The sequence below is a fragment of the Vulcanisaeta distributa JCM 11216 genome, assembly GCF_001315985.1.
Lineage (GTDB): Archaea > Thermoproteota > Thermoprotei > Thermoproteales > Thermocladiaceae > Vulcanisaeta > Vulcanisaeta distributa_E.
In genome coordinates, this window is sequence record NZ_BBBI01000007.1 from 86,506 (window position 1) to 107,324 (window position 20,819).

The 20,819-nt window shown below is 45.6% G+C and carries 32 protein-coding genes, 3 tRNA genes and 2 pseudogenes; 17 read left to right on the forward strand and 20 right to left on the reverse strand.

Annotated elements, in window-relative coordinates; translation table 11 throughout:
- Positions 1–151: 151 nt before the first annotated feature.
- Together JCM11216_RS07480 and JCM11216_RS07485 are read left to right on the forward strand one after the other, a co-directional pair.
- The gene (locus JCM11216_RS07480) at positions 152–607 is read left to right on the forward strand and encodes a hypothetical protein (RefSeq protein ID WP_054853793.1); all 456 of its coding nucleotides are present in this window, start codon (positions 152–154) and stop codon (positions 605–607) included.
- Positions 608–640: 33 nt separating this feature from the next.
- Positions 641–1,414 (forward strand): geranylgeranylglyceryl/heptaprenylglyceryl phosphate synthase, encoded by a 774-nt coding sequence (locus JCM11216_RS07485; protein ID WP_054853794.1) that lies wholly within the window; start codon positions 641–643, stop codon positions 1,412–1,414.
- Here JCM11216_RS07485 and JCM11216_RS07490 read toward each other — a convergent pair.
- Both JCM11216_RS07490 and JCM11216_RS07495 read right to left on the reverse strand, forming a co-directional pair.
- Positions 1,400–1,573, reverse strand: coding sequence for a preprotein translocase subunit Sec61beta (locus JCM11216_RS07490; RefSeq protein WP_054853795.1), 174 nt, complete (start codon positions 1,571–1,573; stop codon positions 1,400–1,402). The two genes, JCM11216_RS07485 and JCM11216_RS07490, sit on opposite strands and share 15 nt — an antisense overlap.
- A 148-nt stretch (positions 1,574–1,721) precedes the next feature.
- Positions 1,722–2,213 (reverse strand): ZPR1 zinc finger domain-containing protein, encoded by a 492-nt coding sequence (locus tag JCM11216_RS07495; protein ID WP_243675686.1) that lies wholly within the window; start codon positions 2,211–2,213, stop codon positions 1,722–1,724.
- 110 nt (positions 2,214–2,323) lie between these two features.
- On the opposite strand from JCM11216_RS07495, the gene JCM11216_RS07500 reads away from it, so the two are divergent.
- From JCM11216_RS07500 to JCM11216_RS07510, 3 genes are all read left to right on the forward strand, one after another.
- On the forward strand, positions 2,324–2,545 hold the full coding sequence (locus JCM11216_RS07500) for a hypothetical protein (protein ID WP_243675687.1): 222 nt from the start codon (positions 2,324–2,326) through the stop codon (positions 2,543–2,545).
- A 125-nt stretch (positions 2,546–2,670) separates the two neighbouring features.
- Entirely contained in the window at positions 2,671–2,976 is a 306-nt protein-coding gene (locus JCM11216_RS07505) for an HIT domain-containing protein (protein WP_243675688.1), read from the forward strand.
- 149 nt (positions 2,977–3,125) lie between these two features.
- The gene (locus JCM11216_RS07510) at positions 3,126–3,326 is read left to right on the forward strand and encodes a hypothetical protein (RefSeq protein WP_243675689.1); all 201 of its coding nucleotides are present in this window, start codon (positions 3,126–3,128) and stop codon (positions 3,324–3,326) included.
- 94 nt (positions 3,327–3,420) lie between these two features.
- On the opposite strand, the gene JCM11216_RS17780 is transcribed toward JCM11216_RS07510, so the two are convergent.
- Genes JCM11216_RS17780 through JCM11216_RS17790 form a run of 3 tightly spaced genes read right to left on the reverse strand, consistent with a single transcriptional unit; the run spans position 3,421 to position 4,560 of the window.
- Entirely contained in the window at positions 3,421–3,993 is a 573-nt protein-coding gene (locus JCM11216_RS17780) for a hypothetical protein (RefSeq protein WP_243675690.1), read from the reverse strand.
- A 45-nt stretch (positions 3,994–4,038) separates the two neighbouring features.
- On the reverse strand, positions 4,039–4,176 hold the full coding sequence (locus tag JCM11216_RS17785; protein ID WP_243675691.1) for a hypothetical protein: 138 nt from the start codon (positions 4,174–4,176) through the stop codon (positions 4,039–4,041).
- Positions 4,177–4,233: 57 nt separating this feature from the next.
- Positions 4,234–4,560 carry a hypothetical protein gene (locus tag JCM11216_RS17790; protein ID WP_243675692.1) on the reverse strand — a complete coding sequence of 109 codons (327 nt, stop codon included), beginning with the start codon at positions 4,558–4,560 and terminating at the stop codon, positions 4,234–4,236.
- Between JCM11216_RS17790 and JCM11216_RS07520 the strand changes: the two genes are divergently transcribed.
- The 4 genes from JCM11216_RS07520 to JCM11216_RS17800 all read left to right on the forward strand — a co-directional run bounded on the left by JCM11216_RS07520 (position 4,561) and on the right by JCM11216_RS17800 (position 6,711).
- Positions 4,561–5,439 carry a molybdopterin molybdotransferase MoeA gene (locus JCM11216_RS07520; protein WP_243675693.1) on the forward strand — a complete coding sequence of 293 codons (879 nt, stop codon included), beginning with the start codon at positions 4,561–4,563 and terminating at the stop codon, positions 5,437–5,439.
- Between the two features lie 37 nt (positions 5,440–5,476).
- Entirely contained in the window at positions 5,477–5,845 is a 369-nt protein-coding gene (locus JCM11216_RS17795; RefSeq protein WP_243675694.1) for a hypothetical protein, read from the forward strand.
- A gap of 75 nt (positions 5,846–5,920) precedes the next feature.
- A complete protein-coding gene (locus tag JCM11216_RS07525) occupies positions 5,921–6,166 on the forward strand; it encodes a hypothetical protein (RefSeq protein WP_243675695.1) in 246 nt (81 codons plus the stop codon).
- 149 nt (positions 6,167–6,315) lie between these two features.
- Positions 6,316–6,711, forward strand: a complete 396-nt coding sequence (locus JCM11216_RS17800; RefSeq protein WP_243675696.1) for a hypothetical protein — start codon at positions 6,316–6,318, stop codon at positions 6,709–6,711.
- Here JCM11216_RS17800 and JCM11216_RS07535 read toward each other — a convergent pair.
- The 3 genes from JCM11216_RS07535 to JCM11216_RS07545 are packed head-to-tail and all read right to left on the reverse strand — an operon-like array spanning position 6,652 to position 7,845.
- A complete protein-coding gene (locus JCM11216_RS07535) occupies positions 6,652–6,888 on the reverse strand; it encodes a hypothetical protein (RefSeq protein ID WP_054853797.1) in 237 nt (78 codons plus the stop codon). The two genes, JCM11216_RS17800 and JCM11216_RS07535, sit on opposite strands and share 60 nt — an antisense overlap.
- Positions 6,889–6,905: 17 nt before the next feature.
- The gene (locus JCM11216_RS07540) at positions 6,906–7,187 is read right to left on the reverse strand and encodes a hypothetical protein (RefSeq protein ID WP_054853798.1); all 282 of its coding nucleotides are present in this window, start codon (positions 7,185–7,187) and stop codon (positions 6,906–6,908) included.
- Positions 7,156–7,845: an ATP-binding protein gene (locus tag JCM11216_RS07545; protein WP_054853799.1), complete on the reverse strand. Its 690-nt coding sequence runs from the start codon at positions 7,843–7,845 to the stop codon at positions 7,156–7,158. Before JCM11216_RS07545 ends, JCM11216_RS07540 begins: the two co-directional genes overlap by 32 nt.
- A 119-nt stretch (positions 7,846–7,964) precedes the next feature.
- Between JCM11216_RS07545 and JCM11216_RS07550 the strand changes: the two genes are divergently transcribed.
- A tRNA-Tyr gene (locus tag JCM11216_RS07550) sits at positions 7,965–8,082 on the forward strand.
- 522 nt (positions 8,083–8,604) lie between these two features.
- Here the strand turns inward: JCM11216_RS07550 and JCM11216_RS07555 are convergent.
- Positions 8,605–8,796, reverse strand: a complete 192-nt coding sequence (locus JCM11216_RS07555) for a chromatin protein Cren7 (RefSeq protein ID WP_054853800.1) — start codon at positions 8,794–8,796, stop codon at positions 8,605–8,607.
- A gap of 153 nt (positions 8,797–8,949) precedes the next feature.
- On the opposite strand from JCM11216_RS07555, the gene JCM11216_RS07560 reads away from it, so the two are divergent.
- Positions 8,950–9,044, forward strand: a tRNA-Gln gene (locus JCM11216_RS07560).
- A 385-nt stretch (positions 9,045–9,429) separates the two neighbouring features.
- Here the strand turns inward: JCM11216_RS07560 and JCM11216_RS07565 are convergent.
- Genes JCM11216_RS07565 through JCM11216_RS17815 form a run of 4 tightly spaced genes read right to left on the reverse strand, consistent with a single transcriptional unit; the run spans position 9,430 to position 11,555 of the window.
- Complete coding sequence (locus JCM11216_RS07565; RefSeq protein WP_054853826.1) at positions 9,430–9,999, reverse strand: indolepyruvate oxidoreductase subunit beta; 570 nt, start codon at positions 9,997–9,999, stop codon at positions 9,430–9,432.
- 10 nt (positions 10,000–10,009) lie between these two features.
- A complete protein-coding gene (locus tag JCM11216_RS17805) occupies positions 10,010–10,156 on the reverse strand; it encodes a 4Fe-4S binding protein (RefSeq protein ID WP_243675697.1) in 147 nt (48 codons plus the stop codon).
- A complete protein-coding gene (locus JCM11216_RS17810) occupies positions 10,137–10,685 on the reverse strand; it encodes a thiamine pyrophosphate-dependent enzyme (protein WP_243675698.1) in 549 nt (182 codons plus the stop codon). The genes JCM11216_RS17805 and JCM11216_RS17810 overlap by 20 nt, the downstream gene beginning before the upstream one ends.
- A gap of 12 nt (positions 10,686–10,697) precedes the next feature.
- Entirely contained in the window at positions 10,698–11,555 is an 858-nt protein-coding gene (locus JCM11216_RS17815) for a transketolase C-terminal domain-containing protein (RefSeq protein ID WP_243675699.1), read from the reverse strand.
- A 585-nt stretch (positions 11,556–12,140) separates the two neighbouring features.
- Between JCM11216_RS17815 and JCM11216_RS17820 the strand changes: the two genes are divergently transcribed.
- On the forward strand, positions 12,141–12,848 hold the full coding sequence (locus JCM11216_RS17820; protein WP_243675700.1) for a hypothetical protein: 708 nt from the start codon (positions 12,141–12,143) through the stop codon (positions 12,846–12,848).
- A 26-nt stretch (positions 12,849–12,874) separates the two neighbouring features.
- Entirely contained in the window at positions 12,875–14,104 is a 1,230-nt protein-coding gene (locus JCM11216_RS17825) for a carboxypeptidase-like regulatory domain-containing protein (RefSeq protein WP_243675701.1), read from the forward strand.
- A gap of 104 nt (positions 14,105–14,208) precedes the next feature.
- Here JCM11216_RS17825 and JCM11216_RS07580 read toward each other — a convergent pair whose 3' ends face one another.
- Both JCM11216_RS07580 and JCM11216_RS07585 read right to left on the reverse strand, forming a co-directional pair.
- Positions 14,209–14,706 (reverse strand): hypothetical protein, encoded by a 498-nt coding sequence (locus JCM11216_RS07580; protein ID WP_054853801.1) that lies wholly within the window; start codon positions 14,704–14,706, stop codon positions 14,209–14,211.
- Positions 14,703–15,053, reverse strand: a complete 351-nt coding sequence (locus JCM11216_RS07585) for a hypothetical protein (protein ID WP_054853802.1) — start codon at positions 15,051–15,053, stop codon at positions 14,703–14,705. The genes JCM11216_RS07580 and JCM11216_RS07585 overlap by 4 nt, the downstream gene beginning before the upstream one ends.
- A gap of 97 nt (positions 15,054–15,150) precedes the next feature.
- On the opposite strand from JCM11216_RS07585, the gene JCM11216_RS07590 reads away from it, so the two are divergent.
- The 3 genes from JCM11216_RS07590 to JCM11216_RS17835 are packed head-to-tail and all read left to right on the forward strand — an operon-like array spanning position 15,151 to position 16,566.
- Positions 15,151–15,606 (forward strand): hypothetical protein, encoded by a 456-nt coding sequence (locus tag JCM11216_RS07590; protein ID WP_054853827.1) that lies wholly within the window; start codon positions 15,151–15,153, stop codon positions 15,604–15,606.
- Between the two features lie 35 nt (positions 15,607–15,641).
- Positions 15,642–16,226: a Gfo/Idh/MocA family oxidoreductase gene (locus JCM11216_RS17830; protein ID WP_243675702.1), complete on the forward strand. Its 585-nt coding sequence runs from the start codon at positions 15,642–15,644 to the stop codon at positions 16,224–16,226.
- A 58-nt stretch (positions 16,227–16,284) separates the two neighbouring features.
- Positions 16,285–16,566, forward strand: a complete 282-nt coding sequence (locus JCM11216_RS17835) for a hypothetical protein (protein WP_243675703.1) — start codon at positions 16,285–16,287, stop codon at positions 16,564–16,566.
- Here JCM11216_RS17835 and JCM11216_RS07600 read toward each other — a convergent pair.
- Together JCM11216_RS07600 and JCM11216_RS17840 are read right to left on the reverse strand one after the other, a co-directional pair.
- A complete protein-coding gene (locus JCM11216_RS07600; protein WP_054853828.1) occupies positions 16,558–16,923 on the reverse strand; it encodes a hypothetical protein in 366 nt (121 codons plus the stop codon). The two genes, JCM11216_RS17835 and JCM11216_RS07600, sit on opposite strands and share 9 nt — an antisense overlap.
- A gap of 163 nt (positions 16,924–17,086) precedes the next feature.
- Positions 17,087–17,202: transfer RNA gene (locus JCM11216_RS17840), tRNA-Val, on the reverse strand.
- Positions 17,203–17,388: 186 nt separating this feature from the next.
- Here JCM11216_RS17840 and JCM11216_RS07605 point away from each other — a divergent pair.
- Positions 17,389–17,723: pseudogene (locus tag JCM11216_RS07605) on the forward strand (AbrB/MazE/SpoVT family DNA-binding domain-containing protein).
- 23 nt (positions 17,724–17,746) lie between these two features.
- Here JCM11216_RS07605 and JCM11216_RS17845 read toward each other — a convergent pair.
- The 3 genes and pseudogenes from JCM11216_RS17845 to JCM11216_RS07615 all read right to left on the reverse strand — a co-directional run bounded on the left by JCM11216_RS17845 (position 17,747) and on the right by JCM11216_RS07615 (position 20,755).
- Positions 17,747–18,157, reverse strand: coding sequence for a saccharopine dehydrogenase C-terminal domain-containing protein (locus JCM11216_RS17845; RefSeq protein WP_243675720.1), 411 nt, complete (start codon positions 18,155–18,157; stop codon positions 17,747–17,749).
- Positions 18,158–18,288: 131 nt separating this feature from the next.
- Positions 18,289–18,852, reverse strand: a complete 564-nt coding sequence (locus JCM11216_RS17850) for a hypothetical protein (protein ID WP_243675704.1) — start codon at positions 18,850–18,852, stop codon at positions 18,289–18,291.
- A 39-nt stretch (positions 18,853–18,891) separates the two neighbouring features.
- Positions 18,892–20,755, reverse strand: a pseudogene (locus JCM11216_RS07615) (ribosome biogenesis/translation initiation ATPase RLI).
- Between the last annotated feature and the right edge of the window lie 64 nt (positions 20,756–20,819).

The window sequence follows — 20,819 nt, forward strand, 5'->3', positions numbered from 1 at the left end:
TTGCCGTAATTTATGCCCATGATGAGTCAGAGTTACGCAGATTAGTGACGAGAACATACCCGGCTGAATCCAATCCCTTAAATAGGACACAAAGCTAATTAATTTTGGAAGAAGAAAAAGATATTTATATTAAGATTTAGTTGTGGCTTCGATGGGTCGTAGGAGGAAAAGCCGTAAGAAGTTAATGCTTAAGCCTAAGAAGACCCTGCCCAAAATATTCACGTGCCCGCATTGTGGTGCTCCATTGGTTAACGTGAAGATTGATAAGAAGGAGGGGGGGAAGGTACTGGTTAACTGTGGTAGTTGCGGCCTTGAGGCTGAGTTCAATTACATACCTGGTCTACTCCCCCCCGTGGATTACTTCAATAAGTTCGTGGATCTTTATTACCAGGGTCAGATAAAGCCTAAGAGGGAGGTTACGGTGTCTTTAACGCAATTAACGACTAAGTCAAATCCACTACTTAGTGAGGTAAATGAGAATCAGGAAGAGAAATTAACGGAATCCCTTAACGAAGGTGGTGAGGAATTTGGCGAGGGTAGTACCGAGGAGGTCTATAGTGAGGAGGAGGGCGAGTATATCGAGGATACCGGATATACTGAGGAGTGATATTTAAAATACAAGAATTAATTATCATCCCTAATGGGCGTTAAGGAATACCTACTGAAGCGTATTGCTGAGGTTGGCACAATACACATGACATTACTCGACCCGGATAAGGTCACTGCAAGGGAATTTAAGGAATTAGCATTGATGGTTCAAGAATACGGTAGTGATGCATTGATGGTAGGTGGTTCATTAGGCATATCCGAGGGCCAACTCGATGAGTATCTAAGCACCATTAAGGATTCTTTAAAAATACCCGTTATTCTATTCCCAGGCAGTGTAGCGAATCTGAGCAAACATGCTGATGCGGTATTCTTCCTAAGCGTGCTTAACAGCACCGATCCATACTTCATAGTTGGCGCCCAAATACAGGCCTCAGTACTGCTGGTAAAGAGGTTTAGGAACCTGGAGCCAATATCGTTGGCATACATAATTGTTGGTGATGGTGGTGCCGTCGGTTACGTAAGTAATGCAAGGCCAATACCCTATGATAGGGATGACATCGCCCTAGCCTATGCGTACGCGGCCCAGTTAATGGGATTTGACATGATATACCTCGAGGCTGGCAGTGGTGCTCGTGAATCCGTGAGACCAAGGATGGTTTCTAGGGTGAAGAAGCTTGTTAGTAAGCCTTTAATTGTTGGTGGTGGTATTCGAGATCCTGAGAGGGCCTCTGAGCTTGCCTTAGCTGGCGCTGATGCGATAGTTACTGGTACGATAATTGAGGAAAAGCCTGAATTAATTAAGGACATTATAAGGGCCGTTCATGAGGGTGGAATTACAAGGAAGAGGAATTTAGAGGGGAATTAGGAACTTAAGGATTATTACTAGTAGTGAAATCGCGATACCAAGAAAAATAACCAACTGCGGGCTTACCTTGATCCTCTCGATTTCCTTAGCCTCATTAAACTTAACCAGTCCAGCGGCAATGAATGGCGACATACCGGATGTACGCCTACGCCTAGGCATTATTTATGGTCTTATTCCGGGAGATTAAAAACTTATCTTCACCAAAACCAATAATTACTCCACTGGATCTAGTGGTTCAATGCGAACATCGGAGTCACGACCAGGGGGGGAGGCTTAATCATAGAGTTGCCATTTGGGTCCTCGATAATTATCCTAAACCTAAACTCACCCTGAAGCGCCTCTGCACCTTGTACTTAAACTCCCTCAGTCTACGTATGCTCTCCTCATTATCCTCATTAAGAACCTCCATCCTCTCCGCAACATCGATCATCCTTAGTAGTAGGCCCTCGACCGTAGTTATCATGGCCTCCGCATCAGGCCCTGGATCGATGTCAAAGCCAAGTTCGGGACTGCTTATTCTCGCGGTCTTCGACCTGAAAATATAGGTCCTATAAACGTCAGTATCATCCTTAACCTCGTACATTATCCTAGATGGGCCCCCCCTGGAGTTAAGGTATTGTATATCAATCCTCTTATAACCGCAGTGATCACATTGATTACTGTATAGTATTAAGTCACCGAAGGCTGGGTCACTATACAGGATCTCAATTACATGAAGCGTGTCTTTACCGCATACTGGGCACTTTTCAATTCCTGTATAAATCACCCTACCGTGAATGCCCACATCGTAATTGCTCATTGAAGATCATGGCCTAATCCCAGTATTTATTACTATCCTTAATTTGCATCATTCCCTGGATACTATGAGTAAGTCATCTTTAAAAGGGGCTGTTTCATACGTGATTTTTAATGAGCTCAATAACGCCAAGTAGGTGGCTTGCAGCCCTTGGTATTGTAGCCGTGATGGTACTTGTATTATTCATAATGGGGTTCTGGTACGCGGTCTACACACCCGGTGTTGTGCCATCGTGTTCAGGGTCATTCACATTGATGGAAATCCTCACATTAATATTATCAATCTCGGGAGTTTACTTACTAATAAATTACCTGAGTAGGGGGCAATGTAAGTGATATATTGCTGGTGATTTTCGCGGCTGCCCTCGTGATATTTGCAATGAGTTTCTATTTATTGTCTGTCTCGCCATACGGCGCCATGTGTTAAGTCTTAAAAATAATCGTAATGAGCGTTTATCGCTATGGACTGTGTATTTTGCAGGATAATTAAAGGTGAGGAACCTGCCTACGTGGTTTATGAGGATGACTATGTAATAGCCATACTCGATAAGTACCCAATAAGTAGGGGGGGCCACACGCTTGTCATGCCAAAGAGACATTATAGGGATATAACCGAGATACCGAGTAATGAGTTATGCCATGTAATAATGGTTACAAAGGCAGTGGCGATGGCAGTAATTAAGGCATTGAATGCGCCTGGGGTGAGGATTGTCCAGAATAATGGTGCCGAGCCGGCCAGGTTATCTTCCATATACACTTTCACGTAATACCAATGACGGGGGGGCACATGGTAGGTAGGCATTATTTAACTGAGGAGGAGGGTCGTGAAGTATCTGGGTTATTGTCTAGGGCCATCAAGGAAGTACTTAGTAATATGGGTTAACCTTTTATACTAAGTTATAATTAATTATTCTCAATGGAGGTATTTGGCCTAACACTAACCCAGGTAATAAGCATAATTGGGCTCTTCGTACTCGGCCTACTGGTGGGCATATTAATAAGGAGGTTGATTGGCGTAGCCCTTGTACTACTGGCCATAGTAATACTGGCCATGGCCCTGGGCTATCTAAGCCCATCAACCTGGTTTCGCTACTTCACTATGCAGGTTATACAATGAGTATTGCCTACTCAAAGGTTCAGCAGTTCACGGTGGCGATCCCATACTCATCACTGGCATTCATAATAGGTCTCATCATTGGCCTAATAAAGGGTTAATTGAGGTAGGAGACCCTCAGGTTTGACCTATATAGGAAGTCGAGGAACGAGTCAAAGGCATTATTCAGGTATTGAGGCCTATAGACAAGTGCCTCGTTATTACTTATGAATACGAATCCAGTACGTGGTGGAAGTTCATCAGTATGCATGTCCATTAGGTCTGCAAACTCTTCACTGGGTCTGTGCATTATTACAATGACTCTATCCTCACGTGAGTGGTAATTCAGGGCTCTCCTGCTGGGTACAATCCATGGATAAAGCATTATCAGCTCCCTACCACCCTCGCCAAACACGGTATAGACAATACCACACCTGGCAACCCTGCTATAGGAGTATTGACCGTGAGGACTTAGGACCCTCCTCATATACCTAGCGCTGGAGTCCTTCATTTCATGAATCACGGCTCTAAGCTCCCTCAGGTCAATGGCTGGGTTAAGTATGAGCTCACCAATCGAGCCATCCAATACACCATCAATCCTCACACTGTGGATGAGCTCTTTAAAGTCAATGCCATAAATAGCCCTAAACAACCAACCAATGGGCCTTGAACTAAAGGCTGCTGATTCCACAGCAATTAACTCAAGGGTATTAAGCTGCCCAGTTGCTCCCTGACGTCAGGTACTGAAACGACGCCCCCCCATCTCAAGTAGTCTAGGTATTAAGTACTCAGGTACGAACAGGACATCCTTATTCCTATGCATTAAAATGCCGGCTCTTACCAACTCGGTGATTACGTCCTCATTAAAGCCCATGAGCCTGAACTGAACCCTAAGGACACCTTCATCGCCCCCCCAAGCCCCCCCATGTACTTAACCAATGCGTATGCCGCATTGCCGAAACCCCCCCCTAACCTTACCCATTGAATGGTCAGCCAATAACTCATAAAACCTCCTAATTTTACTGCTCACGTCCTCCCCCCCAAGCAATGACACAAGCTCTCTAGCCCTTTTAAGCACGTCCATGTACCTGTCACCATACCTCAAATTAAAGTCCCGAATTAATGCCTCTTCATCTTTCGCATCATAATTAATCAGTTGATATGCTCCCTCCAGTACGTCAATGCTTATTTGCTCGTTCACAACAATTATTACTAGGGCTAATAGGGTTTTAAATAGCGCATTGTCCCTTAAAATCACGTGAAGCCCCCCCATGAGTATAAGTTCGTGATGCCCCCCCACGAACTCGAGGAATTAACCAACGCAATAGGCGCGTTATCAGCAATCGATGAGGAGAAGGTACCTGTATGGGAATCGATGGGCAGGGTACTTTCTAGGGACGTCGTGGTACCCATAGACATACCACCGCACCCAAAGGCCGCTTATGATGGTTATGCCGTTAGAAGTCAAGACACCTCCAAGGCACCAACCAGGTTAAGGCTTGTGGGTTATGTACATATTGGTGAGGTGCCAAGTATTGAGGTAGGCCCCCCCATGGAAACCGCCTACGTAACCACCGGCGCCTACTTACCGAGTGGCGCTGATGCAGTCGTTCCTGAGGAGTTCGTTGATGTCGTTAGTAATAATGAGGTTGTCATTAACAAGCCAGTTAAGCCCTGGGATAATGTAGACCCAGCGGGCGACTTTGCCAGGAGGGGTGAGGCGGCCCTTAGGGAGGGTACGGTCATAATGCCCTGGGACATACCAGCACTGCTGGAGCTTGGTATTGGCGAGGTTTGGGTTAGGAGGAGGGTCAGAATATTCATAGTAGCTACTGGCTCCGAATTAATCGAGGTTAAGGCGCCAAATGAGGTGCTAGATGCAATAATTAATGGTAAGGTCGTTGAGAGCACGGCATCGTTCATAGGAAATTACGTGAGGATGTACATACCGTACGCCGAGGTCGTGGGCAGGACCATAGTACCTGATGACCGGGAAGCCATCAGAAATGCGGTAATGAAGGCCCTGGACATGGCGGACATCGTGATAACCACGGGAGGCACAGGACCAAGCGGTATTGACTATGTTTATGAGGTAACGAAATCACTAAACCCAAGGATATACATTAGGGGGGGTTAAGGATGAGCCTGGCAGACCAACGGGGGGGCTTGCAGTATTGGGTGGTAATAAGGTCATCATTAACCTGTCGGGTCATCCAATATCGGCCTTGAATGCCATGACCGTGGTCGTTAAGGAGGTCATTAAGAGACTCGCGGGTGTTAAGGTGGATATTGCGGAGCCCAGGGTAATGGCTAGGCTAGGTAGGGGGGGTACGCTTGGTGATAAGGAGTTCGCCAGGCAGTATAGGGTTAGGGTTAGGAGGGTCGGTAATGATTACGTCATAGAGGAGTTACCGAGACAGGGCAGTTCACTAACGCACACACTCCTGATGGTTAATGGACTCGTGTTCACGAGGAAGGGGCAAATCGTTAGAGAGGGCGATTACGTGGAGGTACTACTCCTGAGGGAACCACCTCGTGATTAATTTTCAGTTTCACGAAATATTTCAGCCCCCCCAACACTGAAAGTAACTTATAAATCAAGTGGATAAAATAATAATGTGAAACAAACACTACTGCAAAGCCAGGAACAGAGACATAGGTGCGGGATAAGCGACATCAGGGAATTCCTAATAAGCTACGCACTAATTAACTGCAGGAGGAACATAACGAGGGACAATGAGTACAAGATAACAATGGCGTGCTTCCATGCGTGGCACCAAACAAGGTACGGAATCAGGGCATCACAACAATGCATAAGAACCCTAGTACTCTACCTACCGGCAATAGCCAGGAACTACAACTAAAAATAGAAAGAGAGGGAAACGCAAAATACATAATAACTAAACTAAAATAATACGTTAATAATATGAATGAATTTGGATAAGTGACGATGTTAAGTGAGTACTTAGGGGCTATTACCACGCACTAATTACTGGTCTAGTCCTAGGTAATTATGGATATCACCGGAATAATCCTATGGCCCAGGAGCGTCAGCGTTATATTATTTTCAATAGCATTAATTCTCGGTATAGCCCTAATAATCCACAGCATTACACGAATAAACTCCATAAGGTCCCTATCGACGAGGATTAAACGCATTGAGATTAAGAACGACTTAGTAATCCTCAGCACGATAAACAGCACCCACGAGATTAGGCTTAGTGAGATAGCCATATGCCATAAAGCCATAATGGGAAGAGGTTATAGGCCCTACGCATATAACGTCTTCATCAATCACCAAGGCACTACATACAAAATACCGCACCTAAAGCCCGAGGACTACGGAGCATTAAGGCAAGTACTGAAAAGCCACGGAATAGACATAAGCGAATGCCAGGCACGCCAGTAGGCCACATTGCACATCAAAGGCATTACAACCCCCCCGCGCCGCCTCCCTAACTATTGGGTCCGTAAACTCCAGGTTCTCATCAATTATCGAGTACCTCTTCAACGTCGTTAATACATCATGAAGAACCCTATCACTAATCGGTGAACCCTCATAATCCTCAAGACCCCCCCTCTTCAATAAGCCCCCCCCACTCCCTAACCCCCCCCGGAGGCAAGCAACCTAAGCACCACCCTATACCTCCTACTAACCCTAAGGCTGAGGAAGTTATCAAGCTCCTGCCTAGCCAGGCTAACGGCATCACCAATTATTGACTCCAGGTCCCTACCACCAACACTCCTCGAATAACCATAGTACGTCAACCATCCAATAACACCATCAAGCCTATCCACAACCTCCCTAAGCTCATCCTCACCAACTCTAACACCAACCTCAGAGAAACCACGCCTAAGAAACTCCAGGGACTCCTCGCGGGTCAACCTCTCGGTAACAACCTCGCATAAGCCTACCAAACAATGGGGGGGACTCGGGATTACTAAATATGGAGTTCAAAACACCCATTTCTGAGCCAGATATTATGAACTTAGTGTTCCCGAGAAAGTCATAGGCGTGAGCCACGGCACTCCAAACCTCGAAACCCAACGACCCACCAAGCCTCTGCGCCTCATCAATAACAATAACAAGCCTAACACCCGCGCTCGCGGAGGCCTCATCAAACTCCCTAAACAACTCGGTGAGTAATGGCCTATCCCTACCCCCCCAATTAAGCGAGACCTCAAAACCATGCACCCTAACACCCCCCCTAACACCACTTAACACCCTAATGAAACTACTAAGTAAGGCCCTATACGGAGAGTACCTCCTAAGGAACTCACTTAACGCCCTAGACAAAACCTCATACAACCCCCCCCTCCTGGACCTAATTACCTCCCTAACATCAACAAATACATAAGGCACACCCAACTCATTAAGCGTAGTCAATATCAAAGAAGTCTTACCAGTCCTCCTCAAACCCCCCCTAACAACAATAAGCCGCGTCAAAGAATCACCAACAAAACCCGAAAGCCTACCAAACTCCCCCCCCTCAAAATCAAACAAATCCACCCTACGTACCTTAGGCCTCGTATCAAACAACACGCTTCCACACCGAAAGCAACTTCCACAGCGGAAGCGTAAAAACCTAACCCAACAACACAACAACCCAAACAACCACGAAGAAAACCTTAAAAACCAACAAAGCAAAAGCAACCACGCCCCCCCCGGTAGCTCAGAGGTTAGAGCGGCCGGCTGTAGTCAGCCCCCCCGTGGGCGACAACGGAAAAGCCCACGGTAAGCAGTCACCGGCAGGTCCCGGGTTCAAATCCCGCCGGGGGGGGACTTTATTCTATTATTTATATTTACATTAGTGAAAATTAAATATTTTTAATATCTCTTTTGTTATCTTTTTGTAAATTATTTAATGTGATAAGGATGACGTTTACTTAAATCCTTGTTGTAAGTTTTTATGCTATTAGATCTTAATACGTGATGGTATGACTGTTTTTACTACTGCATTGGCTTTTTGTAAATATTGTTAGGCTATATTTTATTAAATACGATAGTAATTAATGGGATAGGTAATAGAAATCTTCATGCCTTAATTAATGATCTTTCACTGTGGCTAGTAGTCATGAATTACGTCTATGCTATTAAATGCTAATGATGATGCGTGAATCGCTATGTACGGTGCTGAATTATGTTTATTATCATGTTGATTTACCTTGTATTTGGTTTGTTCATAAGCCTTGAGGAATTGTTCATAACTTAACCTATTGTTTACGTATTCAATAATGATGTGCGAAAGGGGAGAGAAAGAGGAAGGTTTGGTTTTGATTTTGAGTTTTGTTTTTGTTTGTCTTAGGTTATTATGTTTCCTTGTTCGTCTACTTTGGCTATTACCTTCCTCACGGTCTTTCCGTCTGGCGTCTTGAACAACGCCATCACAAAGCCCTTCCTACCCTTAGGCTGAACCTTCCAAACCTTCGTAGGCTTAAGCTTCCTGCCTTCTACTTCGTATTCCTTCTTAGCCAGATCCTCCAGTGTGACCATATTGGTCGTTGTTTTCGTGGTTGCCTAGTTTAATATGGTAATTGGTTATTTTGTATGTTTGTCTTATTAATGCCTTCGTTGCCTTGGCCTTATGCGTTTACGTGCGGTTTGCGATGCGTAGCACTTTTAAACTGGTTCCTTGCCTCTGTTATTAGCCGGGTCGTCTAGCGGCCAAGGATGGCGGGCTCTGGACCAGCAGGGGGGGTAGAAACCCGTTGACCCCGGTTCGAATCCGGGCCCGGCTACCACTCTTTCGTAACCGTGTTACGGTTTATTGGATTGGTACGTGATTATTTATTTATAAATTGGGGGGGTTGGTTAGTTTTTGTTGGGTTTGTTGGTGCCGTAAATGGGCTCATGAGGATTGTTGAGACCTTTCATGCTTATTGATTGCTGGGCTTCTGGCATGGGTTTATGTCAATGATGTGCCCTGCAGCGGGTGTGTTTTTAATCGAGTATGCGGTATTGATTTTAGGTCTGGGTCACCATTTCTGTGGTGCTTAATGGTTTTTGCGTTAATCCATGGAGATCTACCACGTTATACGTGGCTTGCACCTATTAAGGGGAAGATCGTGCTTTTTAGCTTTCTTTCAAGCCATGTTTAGGTTTTTGCTTCCTTGTTGCTGCCGTACCTTAGGCCATTGTGAATGCCTTTATGTTCTTATCCACGTCTTTTCTGATGTTTGCCTTTATTGATTCCTCAATTATGTTTTGCGGGATGTATTGGTTTAGTCCCATTATTGAGTAGAGCGCACCGAGTATTATCATGTTCTCGTAAATAATACTACCCAGCTTAAGTGCATCATCATAGGCGTTCACCGTGTAAACCCTCTCTATACTGCTTCTCAGAATGTCCTCTAGCTCGTTTATACTTGGTATTCTCTGTTTCGTGGCCGGCGGCCTTATCAACCTCCTGTTCACTATGAATATGGTGTTTTTGTTGGCATAACCAACAGCCCTAAGCGCCTCAAGTATTTCGAAGGCTACTACGACGTCCGCGCCTCCTTTGGGTATTAATGGTGCATCTACATCCCCCCCAATCCTAACGTGGACATCTATGGAACCACCCCCCCTCTGGCTTAGTCCGTGGGTCTCGGCAACCAAAGCCTTATAACCAGCCCTTACGGCTGCGTCGCCGAGTACCGTGGCGAAGGTCACAAGTCCCTGACCGCCGACACCGGCTAGGTATATGTTGAGTCTCATGATTATCACCCTACATCTCTGCCCACTTCTTCAGCCAATCCCTAACATTGCCCTCCGGCTTGATTGCATTGTATGGGCATACCTGTGCGCAGACGGAGCAGCCAACGCACATGTTGGGGGGGTCTATCCAGGCCTTCTTATTCTCGAGGGGGGGCACTATTGCCGGGCATGCAATTAGGTTGTAGCATATTCCGCAGGCCCTGCATGCGTCTGGGTCGACGTAGTAACGCGCCACGTAGCCCCCTAAACAACCTCATGGCCTCTAGCGCGCAGCCCCTCTTCATGACCACGACCGCAATACCGCCCTTCCTAACCACGTTCACGGCCTCCATCATCACCTCCTGAGCATTCCTAACATTGAATGGATCTACCGTCCTCACATAATCAGCACCAATCGCCTTAGCAATATCCTCAATGTTTATTGTGCTTGTTGGGTTTGGTTGTCCACCTGTCATTGCAGTGACCCTGTTGTCGAGGATCAGTACCAGCATTGGTGTCTTGTTATAAACGGCGTTAACCAGTGCGGGTAGGCCTGTATGGAAGAATGTTGAGTCGCCAATTATTGATATTACCATTGTCTTGCCGTTGGTTCCGTGGTAAAGACCCATGCCTAGACCTAGGGAGCTGCCCATGTTCGTGAGTAGGTCCTGTTCATTGAATGGATTGTTAATACCTAGCTGTAGCACCCAATGTCGCCACTAAATAAGGCTGGCGCCGGCCTTGGCTGTGACGACCTTCAATTCATAAAATGACGCCGCGTGGGGGGGACAACCTGGACAGAAGACGGGCAGTCTCGGCGGTGGTGCGTAGTCGATCTTAACGGTATTTAATGATGAGAATGGGTTTACTATATTGAGGGCCTTTGATAATCCTTCCATTACGGAATTGATCGTTAGCTCACCAACCTTATTGAAAATATTCTCTGCCTTACCGAGTACCGGTACTCTGACGCCCTCGTCATAGAGCAGTGCCTTTAATTGATTCTCAAGCACTGGGTCTCCTTCCTCAATGACGATAACCCTATCGGCCTTAGCAACGGCATCCATAATCACCTTCCTGGGCAGTGGTACTGGGGTTGCAACATTTAGTATGCTTGCCCTTACACCGTAGTTCTTAACGGCCTCCAGTGCGTATGTGAATGCCACGCCGCTGGTTATTATGAGGCTTTTGCCACCATCTACGTAGGTATGCGGTAATTCCTCAACACCCAACTCAATGCTACTCCACCTCTTCAGTAATTCCTCCTTGAGTGCCCGTGCATTTGCAGGAATTAGTGCGTGTCTCCTTGGGTCCTTAACGTACTCCCTCGAGTACTTGGGAACCTCCGGCGTGCATATGGTTACTGGACCTCTCACGTGCGATACCCTGGTAACTGTCCTCATCATCACTGGGTGCCCATACTTCTCACTAAATTCAATGGCAAGCTTTGTATAATCCTTGGCGCTTTGTGGGTCATAAGGCTCGAGGACCGGGATATAGGCGTGAAGCCCAACCCACCTATTGTCCTGCTCATTCTGGCTGCTCCACATGCTTGGGTCGTCAGCCGTGACAATCACAAAGCCACCCCCTCACGCCTGTGTAGGCGCTGGACATTAGTGGGTCCATGGCCACGTTGAGACCCACGTGCTTCATGGTCACCATCGACCTGGCACCAGCTAGGCTGCGCCGTAGGCCACCTCGTAGGCCACCTTCTCATTACTGCTCCATTCAGCGTAAACTCCAAACTCCCTGCCGTAATCAATTAAGTACTCAATGATTTCGCTTGATGGCGTTCCTGGATAGCCGGCGGCAACGGCTACCCCCAGTCTCTAATGCGCCATGGGCAATTGCGTGATTGCCAAGCATTAGCCTAACCGTGCAGTTGCTCATCAGCATTACCTAGGCATATGTAATTTAAAGCCTTTCTCCTAGAACTTGATAAATTAATTAGTGATATATTTAGTTTAGTATGGATATATAGTTTATATTCAGCCTAGAACGATATCGTCATTAATCCGCATGTCTAGGGCTCATCATCGATGTTCTACCCGTAATACTAATTTATATTATACGGAGCATATAAGCATGAAACGCGCGTTTCTAGGTATTGCATTAGTTATTTTAATTGCTTATTTAATATTACCTGGTCCCTAATCGATTTCGTGAACAGTATGAGGAGGAATTTGGCGGTACTCTTGGCTGTACTTGCAATAACAGTCTCAGCTGTTGTTCTGGCTACGCAGTATCAGGTATCGCCAAATGTTAATTCACCATCAACGATAATCCAGCCGTATTACGCAATACTTGAGTATATTGATTATATAAACACGACAAAGGCCATAACCCTTGCGCCTGGTCAGTCTATCACGATACAGGCGCCGTTACCTCCCGGCCCAGGTTATGTACTTGATTACGTCGAGGTTAGCATTAATCCGCCATCACCGGCCGTGTTAATTAGTGGTAGTAATTTAATGTATAGTAAGAATGAAATTGGTGCGATAGTTAGTGCTTACACGACAAGCAACAGTCTATCAATAGCGAATACAGGTAATCAACCGTTAAATGAGACAATATCAGTAACGTATGTGTTTGTGAATGAGGAGTATGTGGCATTGAATACATCCGCATCATCGTTCACACTAAGCATCTCAGTTCCAGATAGCACTATGCAATATGTAACGCAGCAGGTGATTATGTTATCAATACCGAACTACATGCCCTTTGAGATAGCTGGTGTATCGTTGCCCAATGGGACGACATTATCACAGTTAATATCCAGCTGGAGTCCATTGGCCAATTACATAAAGATTGAGCCTAAGTACATGGAATTAACGGCTAATGGGCTACCCCCCCTGGTCAGTACCAGGTAACGATCAATTACGGCAGTGAGTACATAATGCCAAGCGCAATGCTGGTTAAGGGTACGGAATTCCTGAACTATACGGTTAACCCAGGCCAGACCCTAGAGATAACTGGTTCAGAATTCGGAGTTCCACCAGGTTGGAACCTACTGGGCTACATAGTTGTTGTTTATACGGTGCAGCCATTGGTTGTTGGTCAGCAGCCTGGTCACTTTGAGGTCATTGCTAATAGGGTCTCGCCAGCCTATCTATACAGTGATTTGATTCAAGTTAGTGGCATTAGTTACTTGCTGCCTCCATTCATAAGGTTTGCACCGATGATAGGTATTTACATAGTGTATGATAGGTACTTCGAGATTGTCGATAACCTAAACGTGCCGCTTGTCGTGACGTTCATGCCAATAATCTACAAGCCAATTGGGCAGTGGGTTAACGGTAACCTAGAGGCCACTGTAAGTGACGCTGATGTCTCTAACGGTCTGTGGACCGCATTAGTTGTTCAGCTTCCCGAGATAGCCCACATATATAAGATAGTCACGCCAAGTGGCACGGTATATACAGGCCTGGTGAATTCGGAAATACCGTGGGGGCTCAGCCGAGAGATTGGTCTCGATAAGCCTGATGGGTCTCAGGCATACATAGCAGTCTCAACACTGGGCGTTAGTGAGACTGGTACATACACTGTTTATGTGAATTGGACCCCCCCAATAACAATGCACTTCACCAACACGTTGAACGCCCCCCCAATAAGTGGTGTGGAGGTTCAGGCTTACGTGAATGGTTCATTAATAACAAGCAGCGTTAGTGACTCTAATGGCAATGCATACATAAATATTGAGGAACCCACGCCGTTCATGGCAACGGTCTATTACGACAATGTGCCCATTTACTATGTTAACGTGAATTCATTGATTAATCAGCCAATAGGTATAACGATAGGCCTATACAACGTGACAGTGCTATTTGTTGGTGCAAGGAACCAGGCAATATCCAATGCCAAGATAACGCTGTACAGGGTTGGCACTGGCCCAATCTATAATGGCACAACAAGTAATACAGGGACGGCGGGATTCACCAACGTCCTAAGTGGGACATACCTAGTTACTGCCCAGTATGGCAATCTAAAGTACAGCGAGTTGGTGACCATAAATGGTAACGACGTGATAACGATAAAGTCGGACATACTTGCCATAATTGATGGGTTCCCAATAACCACAATGGAGGCATTGATAGGTACACTAGGGCTTGGAGGTGCCACGCTATAGCCTTTGCCTTTGTAAATAGAAAAAGCGGTAAGAACTATGATGTAGTCACCATGTGAGTTTTTTATTAAAATTTATAAAACTCAAATTAATTTCTTTTAAAATAATCAATGACTTCTTCTCTCGTACTCAATCCTTAACTCCCTTGCAAGTTCCATGACCTTATTTAACGGTTCATGCCTAACATCAAAGACCTCATGAATCGAGACCAACCGCCTATACTCTCTTTCAAACCGGAGGAGTTCTTTTTTAATGCCTTCAATCCTTTGCGACCTAATTCTCCTAAGCAGTGCTTCACCCCCCCATGAAATAAGCCTTTGGCAGTCAACCTCCAGTCTCCTAACAATCATTGGTCTAACAGCCTTGAACTGCTCATCCGTAAGCTCTATAACAGCATATGCAAACTCGCCCTCAAAACCCCTCTCCATTATATCAATTAACTCCTCCTTTATGTTCAACAACTTTCTCTCCAGTTCTTGCTGAGGTAGCCAGGAAACAATTACATTGGGTAATACCGAAAATCCTGAATCAACCAAGTGCTTGTTCACTAACCCCTGAACCTCATCGTTACTCCCATATATTAATACCAATACGAATCGTCTCATGGGTCTTTCACGTATGCGCCTAAAACATTAATTATTAATTCCTTTACAAATGAATCCTCAACAACACCCACCAGTGAAATCCTTACAGATATTAACTCCCTACGGGAACCATCATCATAACCCACAAACTCCCACTCAAGGCCGTTAATTACGTCCCTATGATAAATCAACTGCACATCACCAACCCTGAGTGATTGGTCAATTGGTAAATTCCACGGAGCTACAACGTCAATACTAAGTATTGCCTCACCCTCGCTGAGATTAAGAAGTCTAGCCACCGACGTGTTTCCACACGCGTATTCCCTAATGGTTCCCTTATTAATTACATTAATACCTTCGCACTTCATATTTCGGCAATCCCCCCCCAACACTCATTTTATTACTTTTAACTCAGAGGTAGAGAAGGGTTTAAATACTATGTATTACTTGAAATACTTGATTAACATGTCTAGCAGTTCAGGCAGTGGTGAGGAAAGCAGTGAGAGAAAGACTGTAACTATTAGGGGATTAAGCACTGACATTTACGACAGAGTAAGCAGGCTTGCTAGAGAAACAGGCACAACAATTGGTGAGATAGTCAACGAGGCCCTAAGGAGATACATAACAACGTTAGAGAACATATCCAGGGCAATTGATAACATGATTAGTGCTGGCAACGTCGTTGTAATAAGCGGTGTCTCCTCATTAACAGTAACCAGGGCTGACCTCGAAGCCCTGGATAAGCCCGTGATTTTCAAGGACATGGATGAGCTCATATTTACTGAGGACGTCAATAATGATATAATAAGGAGTAAGGTTGCCAGGATAGTCAATGTTAACACAGTCTACGTACCAAAGTCAGTATCAACATTGTTAATAGCCTCAAAGAGCGAGCTCGTTAAGAAGATTGTACCGAGGTGATTAACCTTTAATTAGGGTATACCGTTTAAAATCACGTGAGGGTTCTTGTTATTGGTATTGGTTCAATGGGTTTGAATCACATTAAGGTTCTTACGCAATTGAAGAAGGAGGGATTGGTAACGGAAGTCTATGCAGCGGACATTGATAAGCAGAGACTTGAAATGGCCAAGAACCAGGGTGCAGACCTAGTATTTACTGACTACCGTGAGGTATTATCGCACAGGCCAGATCTGGGTATAGTGGCTGTGCCAACATCACTCCATTACGTAATCGCAAGCGAATTAATAAACCACATGGACCTACTAATAGAGAAACCAGTCACTGAAAGACTGGGTGAGGCGTTAGACCTATATCGTAGGTCAAGGTCCCTTGGCCGAAGGGTCTTCGTAGGCCATATAGAGAGGTTTAACCCTGCATATAGGGCTCTAATCAATGAAATTGGTAATGAGGAACCGGTTTATGTAGGGACGATAAGGGTTGGAAAGTTAAGGGGGGGCAATCCCCCCCAATCATACGTTAATGTACTCCTTGACCTGGGGGGGATTCATGACATAGACCTCGTACTTAACATCATTAATGAGGGCAAGGTTAAGATACTAGGTACTGTCCTCAGGGGGTAACCCAATCAGCAGTGCATGGGCTTTACTAAATATTGGCGATACCGTGCATGCCCTCCACGTGTCCTGGGATTACGAAGTGAGGGTTAGGAGAATGCACGTGACACTAAGGAGTAGGTACTACGAGGTTGACTTATTAAATAGGGTTTTGGCACGCGATGGTGCAAAGCAGGTTATCGAGGGCCCAGACCAATTAAGGCAGGAATTAACACATGTATTAAATGTCTTAAGGGGTGTTGAAAAACCAATTATAGATATTACCGACGGTATTAGAGCATTGGCAGTAATCAATGGCATAATCACCGGCAGCTCCACCATAGACCTGGATACAATATTAATGTGAGAAATCAATAATCGACTTAACCTTAACAATGTACTTACTCGCCAGATCCTCAGCCCAACTGGGTAATTTCCGTGCCGCAACCACCTCATTAATTAGGGTCTCCGCATCATCGCAATCACTCAATCCCTGATCCCTACAAATCTTAACCAAGTACCTGCTCCTAGCCTCAAACAAATCCCTATCCATGCTGATCCTATTACACTCATGATCGTAAGTCCAACCCCCCCTCCTCAAATCCCTCAAATGAAGAAGAAGGTGCGCCGCGACTCTACCCAGGTCCATAGGCCCAGGCGCCACGTAAATACCCTCGTTAGTCGCATAACAACTACTACGCCCCCCCATGTAAATATTAGCCATTAAATTAATCAATAAACCAAGGCAAATAAAGGTAACGTTCTTAATGATTAAAGGCCATTAGTATCAATATAATAGGTGTGGAAATACGGAGATGGGAATATCTCATGATAATTGGGTATTACGCACGTATATTGGAGAATGATAAGCCGTAAAATAACGAGTGTGGTGGGCCCGCGGGATTTGAACCCGGGATTTCGGGCACGAATCGTGTCTCCCGCGCGTGAGGCTTGTACGGGGGGGCATCAGCCCTGGGCATCCTAACCGCTAGACTACGGGCCCTGGTTCATTTGAATGATGTGCATATTTTAAAGCATTTTTCCCAAAGGCCCACGTTGACTTGTCGACGGCCCGTCATATTGCCATTTTTGTTCTGTTTCTTCTGGTTTTTAATTTTCTATTTTTTCCTAGGTATATGTTAACTGGATGGTTATGATTTATATCCTAGGTTGTCACAGCGGTCTCGGTATGAATAGGAAAATAAAGGCTGACGGCCTTCCCTATAAGACCCGTGTTTATATTAATAACCAGGTTTTGATACCATCAGATTTAGTTAAGAGTCTCGGCATTGAGAAATGCTATTTGCTAATGTAGTTATTAAGTATGGGGATAATGTCATAAGCATTAATGGTGTTAAGCTCCTTAGGAATAAACGCGCATCATCTCGGCAATTCACAATACCGAGGGAGGTTAGGGAGGCCTACGGCATTAAACCACTGGATGACATTGAAATTGTTAGTATTGAACCAGCCAAGTCCCTTGATAATACTAATAATGGAGAGAATGAAGCACCGAGTCCTTAGACCACCCTTACTTTCCGCAGTACTTACTCTATCGTTGTTTTCGTTCTATAAATTTTAATGTTCTCCTTCCGGAGTGCGTTTATCACATGACTCAGTAAGTTCCTGTTTGCCATGTACGCTTCCTCAATTGGTATCAATCCTTCACCCCCCCTGACCTCACCTCTAGCCACTAGGTCGGCCACGATTGCGGCTGTAAAGCCCGTGAGCCTGGCCATTGATGTGAAGCCTCCCTGGGCATAATCAACACTCTCAAACCTAACAATGGCCTTATTACCGTTTACCTCGCCCCCCCTAGCCTCAACAACAGTTATTGAGAAGTCACTAGTACCGGGCTTCAATGACTTAGATAGAGCGAACTTCGCGGTCTCGAGGTCACTTAGTAACCCAAGGTCTCTGAGAACCCTCATAACCTCCAAGTGCCTCCTCCACCTAATAGTCCTCTCATAGGCGTTCTTCAGGGTTTTGAAGCGCCTTGGTAATGTAATCAGCAGGGTGCTTAAGCCGTTGGTGTAGAACTCTGCGAAATCACCGTCAACGAGCCAAGACTTAAAATCAAAGACCTCACTTAAGGTTCTATTGAGACTACCTTGCCATCCCTAATGATGGTGGCGGGCCTAATGTATTCCTCAATGGTACTTTCCAACGAGAAGAGTAGCTCATAGTAAAGTGGCGGTTTTGGATTAATTGGATTACCACCGACGTGAATACCAACTTCCTCAACAACCTCAAGCTCACTTGCGGCAGCCATTGCCAGTAGATTTGTTAGCCCGGGGGCCCAGCCACAGGCTGGAATAACGATAGAACCACTACTTAACCTACGGGCTAGCCCCCCCGCATCGTACTTCCACATGAATATTAAGTCAATCACCGGCTTATCAAGCTCATGAATTTTAAGGACTACTTTATCGGCAATCGACTGCGGAACAGCACTAATAATTACATCATTCTCGCCAGCAATACTTTTTAGGGAATCATCACGTGTGACATCAATCTTAAACACATTGTTTATACCAATTCTCTTAGCCTCATTAATTGCCTCTTCATTCACATCATATCCATTAACAATATTACTCGTATACTTAACTAAGTAATGGGCGATGGCACGGCATGGGACCCAAACCAACGACACCTATGGAAACCACAAGACCAATAATTACTAAGGTCCTTATTAAGTTCTTTCAGGTTTATTACTTGTCTCCTCACCCTCCTCAGTACTCAGGTAGTAGTAATACTCGCCAATACTCCTCTGGAGCCTATCCAAGTATGAATTCCTCTTATTAATCCTAGGCCTACCTACCTGCGGTTCTCTTCTAAACGTCACATCTTGGCCCCCTCAAGAACTCATTCATACCAGTCCTCAAGTCCGTTGGTGGTTGGGCAACGCCATGCTTGCCCGGCTCGCCTGAGAATACCATGACCGACGTACTTAGGTAATCAACCATTGTTATGTCATGCTCAATCACCAAAGCCACCACATCCCTCTCCTCAATTATCCTCCTAATCACGGATGCCACCCTAACCCTCTGCTCAATGTCCAGGTAAGCCATCGGCTCATCAAGTAGGTAAACCTCGGCATCCCTAAGCAACGACCCAGCCACAACAACCCTCTGAAGCTCACCACCACTTAGGCTTGATAACTCCCTGTCCATTAAGGGTGTTAATGATAACCCATTGGCCAGGTCAGGCCATATTATCTTCGACATAAAGTCATTGCCAACAATCATCGCTAGGTATTCCCTGGCGGTCTTATCGCCGTACTTAACGGCCAAGTCCCTGACATATTGGGGGGGCTTATAACTAATCCTGACCTCACCATGCGGTATAACAACCCCCGAGTCAGGCTCCAGCTCATTGACGAGGAGCCTGGCAAAGGTTGTCTTGCCAATTCCGTTGGGGGGGCCAAGGACGCCAATAACCTCACCCCCCCTATGTATGACTCCAGCCTTAACCTCAAGCTCGAAGTCCCCCCCAAGCCTCTTCGTTAAGTCAGTCCACTCAAGTAGTACCTTCTCCCTCTGTATAGGCCTTGGGGCTGGCTTAACCCTGAACTTAATTGGCTCCTTCCTAATTAGCGTATTCTCACTGGTTAAATAGCCATTGAGGTACTCATTGATTCCCTCCCTGGCACCCTTTATGTGGGAAACAATGCCGTAAGCGCCAGGCTTACCATAGAGAATAACCACTTGATCTGCCAGGTAATCTAATACGGCTAGGTCATGGTCAATCACAATCACGTACTTATTACCACCGGTGATATCCTTAATGGCCTCGGCAACCCTCAATCTCTCGACTATGTCAAGGTGAGTCGTTGGTTCATCAAATATGTACGTATCGGCATTCCTAAGGAGCGCCGCTGCAATCGCAAGTCTCTGGAGCTCGCCACCACTCAATTTATTAACGTCTCTATTGAGTAGGTGCGTGAGGTTTAGTTTCTCGGCGATCTTCGCCACATCCTCCTCATTACCACTTATCTTCATTAGTATGTCCTTGACGGTTCCCTTAACGTACATGGGTATTAACTCGATGTATTGAGGCTTATGAACAACCTTAACCTCACCCCCCCTGTAAAGCCTCGTTAGGTATGGCTGTAACTCCGTACCCCCCCTGAAGAACCTTATTATATCCTCCGTACCCACCTGCGAATTAGTGCATAAATTAGGCCTTAATTCACCGGCGAGTATTTTAGCAATCGTCGTCTTACCCATCGCGTTTTGACCAATTATTCCAAGCACCCGGCCAAGCTTAGGCATGGGTAACCTAAACAGTTTGAAGCCGCTTGGTCCGTACTGATGAACGCAGTCCTCGCCCAGCTCGCTTGGTAAATTAACAATGGTTATCGCCTCGAATGGGCACTTCCTAACGCATATACCACAGGCGGTGCATAGGTCTGTTATGACTGGATGACCCAACTGCTCATCCATATATATTGCCCTCTTACCGCCCCTCACGATTGGGCAAAACCTAATGCACTCTTGGCTGCACTTCCTTGGTTGGCATAGGTCCTTATCAACGACTGCAACCCTGACGGGCATTATTGACGGTTTATGGAGGGACTAAGTGAAATTAAACCTTATGCCTGGGTAATTACGCTGAGAG

Excerpts from the sequence above, each read along its gene's own strand:
- JCM11216_RS07480 (WP_054853793.1), top strand. The coding sequence starts at position 152 with ATGGGTCGTAGGAGGAAAAGCCGTAAGAAGTTAATGCTTAAGCCTAAG.
- JCM11216_RS07485 (WP_054853794.1), top strand. The coding sequence starts at position 641 with ATGGGCGTTAAGGAATACCTACTGAAGCGTATTGCTGAGGTTGGCACA.
- JCM11216_RS07490 (WP_054853795.1), bottom strand. The coding sequence starts at position 1,573 with ATGCCTAGGCGTAGGCGTACATCCGGTATGTCGCCATTCATTGCCGCT.
- JCM11216_RS07495 (WP_243675686.1), bottom strand. The coding sequence starts at position 2,213 with ATGAGCAATTACGATGTGGGCATTCACGGTAGGGTGATTTATACAGGA.
- JCM11216_RS07500 (WP_243675687.1), top strand. The coding sequence starts at position 2,324 with ATGAGCTCAATAACGCCAAGTAGGTGGCTTGCAGCCCTTGGTATTGTA.
- JCM11216_RS07505 (WP_243675688.1), top strand. The coding sequence starts at position 2,671 with ATGGACTGTGTATTTTGCAGGATAATTAAAGGTGAGGAACCTGCCTAC.
- JCM11216_RS07510 (WP_243675689.1), top strand. The coding sequence starts at position 3,126 with ATGGAGGTATTTGGCCTAACACTAACCCAGGTAATAAGCATAATTGGG.
- JCM11216_RS17785 (WP_243675691.1), bottom strand. The coding sequence starts at position 4,176 with ATGGGCTTTAATGAGGACGTAATCACCGAGTTGGTAAGAGCCGGCATT.
- JCM11216_RS17800 (WP_243675696.1), top strand. The coding sequence starts at position 6,316 with ATGGATATCACCGGAATAATCCTATGGCCCAGGAGCGTCAGCGTTATA.
- JCM11216_RS07555 (WP_054853800.1), bottom strand. The coding sequence starts at position 8,796 with ATGGTCACACTGGAGGATCTGGCTAAGAAGGAATACGAAGTAGAAGGC.
- JCM11216_RS07565 (WP_054853826.1), bottom strand. The coding sequence starts at position 9,999 with ATGAGACTCAACATATACCTAGCCGGTGTCGGCGGTCAGGGACTTGTG.
- JCM11216_RS17825 (WP_243675701.1), top strand. The coding sequence starts at position 12,875 with ATGCCAAGCGCAATGCTGGTTAAGGGTACGGAATTCCTGAACTATACG.
- JCM11216_RS07580 (WP_054853801.1), bottom strand. The coding sequence starts at position 14,706 with ATGAGACGATTCGTATTGGTATTAATATATGGGAGTAACGATGAGGTT.
- JCM11216_RS07585 (WP_054853802.1), bottom strand. The coding sequence starts at position 15,053 with ATGAAGTGCGAAGGTATTAATGTAATTAATAAGGGAACCATTAGGGAA.
- JCM11216_RS07590 (WP_054853827.1), top strand. The coding sequence starts at position 15,151 with ATGTCTAGCAGTTCAGGCAGTGGTGAGGAAAGCAGTGAGAGAAAGACT.
- JCM11216_RS07600 (WP_054853828.1), bottom strand. The coding sequence starts at position 16,923 with ATGGCTAATATTTACATGGGGGGGCGTAGTAGTTGTTATGCGACTAAC.